Raw genomic sequence first — 4,906 nt, 5'->3', positions numbered from 1 at the left:
AGGAAGTAGTAGGAGACTATGTCAATAGAATAAAAACGACATTAAGGAAAACTCTGCCAGAGTATATGGTGCCTGGTGTTATTTTATTGGTTACAGAGTGGCCATTGACGAGTAATGGTAAAGTAGATAGAAAAGCACTGCCCAAAATTAACTACGTTCCGACAACTAAAAGCTTTATAGCGACAACAACCGAAATGGAAGAGCTTCTAGTAAAATATATCCACGAGTTACTCTTGATTGATAAAGATGCGATCAGTGTAGGAGAAAGTTTAATCACTTTAGGCTTTAACTCGATATTGAGTCTCCACCTAAGTCAAAAGCTCTCAAATGAGTTAAACATTTCATCTCAATTAGCATTGATTATGGAATCTGGCAGTATCAGAGAGTTGGCGATGGAGCTTGATTTTATTTGTGGTTCCACGCCGATTGTCCGTGCAGTAGAAGTCGAGGAAGAGTGGTAAATCTAATTTTAGTATTAGTAATAAAAGAGTCTCACGCGTGAGAAGTTTAAAAGTAGAACAATATTGAAGGGTCAAAGAATGAAAAATTTCCAAAAAGTGTTGAGAGAGCTTGAGTATAGCTTTGAGAACGTTGAATTTTACCAAAAGTTATATACGGAGTCAGAGACCAATATAGAAAATATTAAAGAACCGAAAGACTTGGAAACCGTCCCATTTACGGCAAAACTAGACTATAGAAAGAACTTTCCAAAAGGAACTTTAGCAAAAGGTTTCACGCTTAATCATCCTATGGTAACTAACAGCCGTAGTTCAGGTTCAACAGGTGAACGTCTGATAACGTTAGAAATAGGAATGTATCTTCTCAATAGAGCAATATCATGTGCTTCAGTAAACCCTAAAATTAATGAGGCTTTCCATCGTTCTGGAAGGAAAATTGCGAGGTATGCAGCACCAAATTGCTCGGATGTTGAATGTGCAAACCCTAATAGCACCATAGAGGATAGAGTTTTAGCAGATAAAACACTTGTTTTACCTGTTTATCATGATTTAATGACTACCACTGAAGCAATGTTAGACCGTACCATTGAAGAAATAAAAATTTATGAGCCTGATTTGTTTTATGTTGACCCGACTCACTTTGCATTCTTACTAAAACATTATAAAAAGCGCGGAATTCAACCGCCTCAAATTCCTGTCATGGTTGCCTATACTGGTGCTACAAATTGTGCAAGAAGACAAATAGCGGAATATTATGATATGCGCTCGATGTATGGTGAACTGCTATCGTCTACTGAATTTGGGTGGGTTGCAATGGAGTGTAATCATGGACATATGCATGTAAATGATGATAGTTTCTATTTTGAGTATGTTGATGTAGAGTTTACATCACCACTGAGTAACACATTTAAAGAGCTATGTATTTCTAGTATTGATCAGGGGGCTTCACCTCATTTACGTTACAGAACAGGAGATATTGTTTCTGTAAATACGAGTTCATGCACGTGCGGTTCTGATAGAAATAAAATTGTGATGGAAGGTAAAGTATCCCACTTTTTGATTAAAGATGGGCAACCTTTTCTTTCCCCACAACAAATTGATCAAATGTTTGGTGCTCCAGAATGGTTAGATTTTTATCAATTAGAGCAAGTTTCAGAAACTGCCTTTTTGCTTAAAATCATAGCAAATGAATCATACCTAGAGGGCGCAGAACAGGAGTTTATCGATAAACTGCAAGCCGTTTTTCAGTTGGATTTAAAAGTAGATGTTAGCTTAGTTGACTACATTGCCGCTGAGCGATCAGGAAAGTATCAGTTTGTTAGAGGATTAAAAAATAATGTTTAGTGTTGAACAGTTAGAAAAAGTTAGACAAGATTTTCCAGGAATTAGAGCAGAGATTGACGGTAGAAAAATAACATATTTAGATAGTGCTGCGACCTCTTTAAAACCTCAAAGGGTGATTGATGCAATGTCCGAATACTATAGTGGTGTTTCTTCTAATGTTCACCGAGGAAAGGGATATGCTATTGAGCTGGTGTCAAACAAATTCGAACGAGCTCGGTATAGAGTAGCTGAGCTTTTGTCGTGCTCAGGTAATGAAATTGTATTTGTTAAAAACACCACCGAAGCGGTTAATTTAGTTGCTTCAGGTTTGGGTCTGACCAAAGATGATACGGTTTTAATCTGTGCTGACTCTCACCATTCTAATTTGCTTCCGTGGGTGGCACATGCTAAAACGGAAGTAGTAAATTTGCTACCTGAAGGTGGGTTGGATTTAGAAGATTATAAATCTAAGATTAAGAAGCAGCCAAAACTAGTCGCCATCACGCATTGTTCCAATGTTACGGGGGTTTATAACCCGGTAAAGGAAATGATCTCATTGGCAAGAGAGCATGGAGTTCTAACGTTATTGGATGCTGCTCAATCCGTTCCGCATAAGCAGGTCAATGTTGTAGATCTGAACGTAGACTTTTTAACCTTCTCAGCTCATAAATCATTGGGGCCAACAGGCTTAGGGGTTTTATACGGCAGGAAGGAAATGCTTGAAAAGTTGACTCCCTCTCAATTTGGAGGTGGTATGGTTGATTGGGTTGAGCTTGATAACTTTAGACTAAGGAAATTACCTCATCGCTTGGAAGCGGGGACGCCTCATATTGCAGGAGTATTGGGTTTAGGTGCTGCAATCGACTATATGAATAGCGTAGGGATAGATAATATAGAAGCTTACGATAAACACCTCGGGAAAATGATGTTTCAATATGCTGAACAGAGAGATTACTTGAAAATTGTGAATTCAGATCCAAATGCTGAGAGAGGAGCGGTTTTAAGCGTATGGATCCCTTCAACTCCGAAGTTAGATGATGTAGCACGAGTACTAAGCGATACTTATGGCATTATGTGTCGTAATGGTCATTTATGTGCGCAACCATACATTGATCAAATAGCTTCATCTCAGGTGTTAAGAATATCAGGGTATTTATATAACAATGAGTCAGAAATCGAACACTTCTTTAGTGCCCTTGATGATATTAGCTCAGTAATGTTTTAAAGCTTTTTGAAAACTATGAAATTACTCTCTATGAATCAAGGATACAATTATGCTTGTTCCAGCCCATCAGGAATTATTTAACGCAACAGATGTTGAATGCGGCTTTTTTTCGGAAACTCAAGTCTTACCATTAGTTATTATTAAAAAAAATATTGAATTGAACCTAGACGCGTGGTTTAAAGAAAATAGTGAAAAATTGAAGGTTCTCCATCAACGATATGGAGCAATTTTATTTCGTAATTTTGAGATCACTAGTGCTAAGATGTTCGAGTCTTTTGTTGGTGCAAGTACAAGTAAGCCGCTAGATACGTATTTAGAGCGTCAGCTAAGACGAGATCGTATTAGTGGGAATGTATTTACCTCAACTGCGCACCCAAAAGAAGGAGAGATTTTTTTACATAACGAGCAGTCTTTTAATTTGCAGTTTCCACGATATATATATTTCAATTGCCATAAAGTGGCTGATAAAGGTGGGGCAACTCCATTAGCAGATACAAGAAAAATATATAATAAAATCCCGCACGTTTTGCGAGATAAGTTAATCGATTTAGGATATTTATATCGTCGGAACTTTATTCCAAACTTGTATGTTGATTGGCAATGGGCATTTCAAGCTGAAACTAAAGATGAAGCTCAAGAATATCTAAAAGCCAATCAAATCACATGGAAATGGCACGATGAGGGATTAGTTACACTAACAACTGAGCAAGTTAGGTCGGTTGCGCTTCAACATCCAGAAACAAAACAGCCATGTTGGTTTAACCATTGCACTTCGTTTCATATAGACACAATTGAGCCGAAGGCGAGGGAGTTTATACAACGCTCCTTTTCAGAAAATGAGTATCCGAACCATACATACTTTGGCGATGGAAGCTCGATTGATAGTGAACTGATCTCGATCCTTAGAGAGGTTTATATTCAAGAGCAAGTAACCTTTGATTGGCACCAAGGTGATGTATTAATGGTTGATAATTTATCTGTTTGTCATGGAAGAGAGCCATTTGAAGGTGAGCGTTTAGTTCTTACTGCAATGTCAGAACTTTGCAAGTGGGAAGATGTAGACCTAAAAAGAACAATAATGAGTTAATGATTTAGGCACTCCGGCAGTTTAACTAGCTGTATTTATAAGGTTTTTAAATGAAAGAAATTAGATTGTTCCTAGCTAACCTCAATCTTAGAGGTGTGCGTTTGTTTCTAGATAATGGTAAGTTAAAATCACGTTCACCAGATGGTGAAATTAATGATGAAGAAAGGTTGTTCATTAGAAATAATAAAGAACTTATAGTTAACTTTCTGAAAAATCTTAAAAGTAATTCTAGGAGTGCCAAGGAATACTCCATTGAAAAAAGCGGATTGACCTATGGTGTAACTTCCTTTTCCCAGCAACGACTGTGGTTTATCGATAAACTTCAAGGCGGTACGCCGGAATACAACATGCCAATGGTCTTTAGAGTCACAGGAACATTTTCACTGAAAGTGTTAACACAGGTATTTGAGACGATATTGGATAGGCATGAAGTGTTAAGGAGTGTGTATGAAGCAGAAGGGGGAGAAGCGAGACAACGGGTAAGGGAAGTATCGGCGCTAGATTTTAGCATAAAAGAAGAAGATTTGAGTCATCTCACGGGTGAGAAGTTAGCGGGGGAGATAGAGAGCAGAGTCACAGCGGACATAAAGCAAGCGTTTAACTTAGCGGAAGATGTGATGCTGCGGGTCTGCTATATCAAGACAGGGGGAGAGTCAGGCGTGTTGATTTTCAACATGCACCATATTGCCTCGGATGGTTGGTCAGTAGATGTTCTGACGAAGGAGTTTTTTGCGTTATACCATGCGTATAGTGCGGGTAAGGCAAATCCGTTGCCGGGCCTGCCGATACAGTATATAGACTATGCACATTGGC

Annotated in this window: 5 protein-coding genes; all 5 read left to right on the top strand. The window is 38.4% G+C overall.

Annotated elements, in window-relative coordinates; genetic code table 11:
- Window positions 1-461, top strand: a 461-nt coding sequence (locus MHN30_RS23665; RefSeq protein WP_239361302.1) for a phosphopantetheine-binding protein, incomplete at its 5' end; no start/stop codon positions are given.
- A gap of 78 nt (window positions 462-539) precedes the next feature.
- On the top strand, window positions 540-1,802 hold the full coding sequence (locus MHN30_RS23660; protein WP_130166019.1) for a phenylacetate--CoA ligase family protein: 1,263 nt from the start codon (window positions 540-542) through the stop codon (window positions 1,800-1,802).
- Window positions 1,795-3,006 carry a cysteine desulfurase gene (locus tag MHN30_RS23655; RefSeq protein WP_239361301.1) on the top strand — a complete coding sequence of 404 codons (1,212 nt, stop codon included), beginning with the start codon at window positions 1,795-1,797 and terminating at the stop codon, window positions 3,004-3,006. Before MHN30_RS23660 ends, MHN30_RS23655 begins: the two co-directional genes overlap by 8 nt.
- Before the next feature lie 49 nt (window positions 3,007-3,055).
- Window positions 3,056-4,093: a TauD/TfdA family dioxygenase gene (locus tag MHN30_RS23650; RefSeq protein ID WP_130166021.1), complete on the top strand. Its 1,038-nt coding sequence runs from the start codon at window positions 3,056-3,058 to the stop codon at window positions 4,091-4,093.
- 50 nt (window positions 4,094-4,143) lie between these two features.
- On the top strand, window positions 4,144-4,906 hold a 763-nt coding region (locus tag MHN30_RS23645), incomplete at its 3' end, for a condensation domain-containing protein (protein WP_239361300.1).

Origin of the sequence: Pseudoalteromonas sp. OF7H-1 (assembly GCF_022347825.1) — a bacterium.
GTDB lineage: Bacteria > Pseudomonadota > Gammaproteobacteria > Enterobacterales > Alteromonadaceae > Pseudoalteromonas > Pseudoalteromonas maricaloris.
This window is presented reverse-complemented; position numbering and strand designations above follow the sequence as displayed.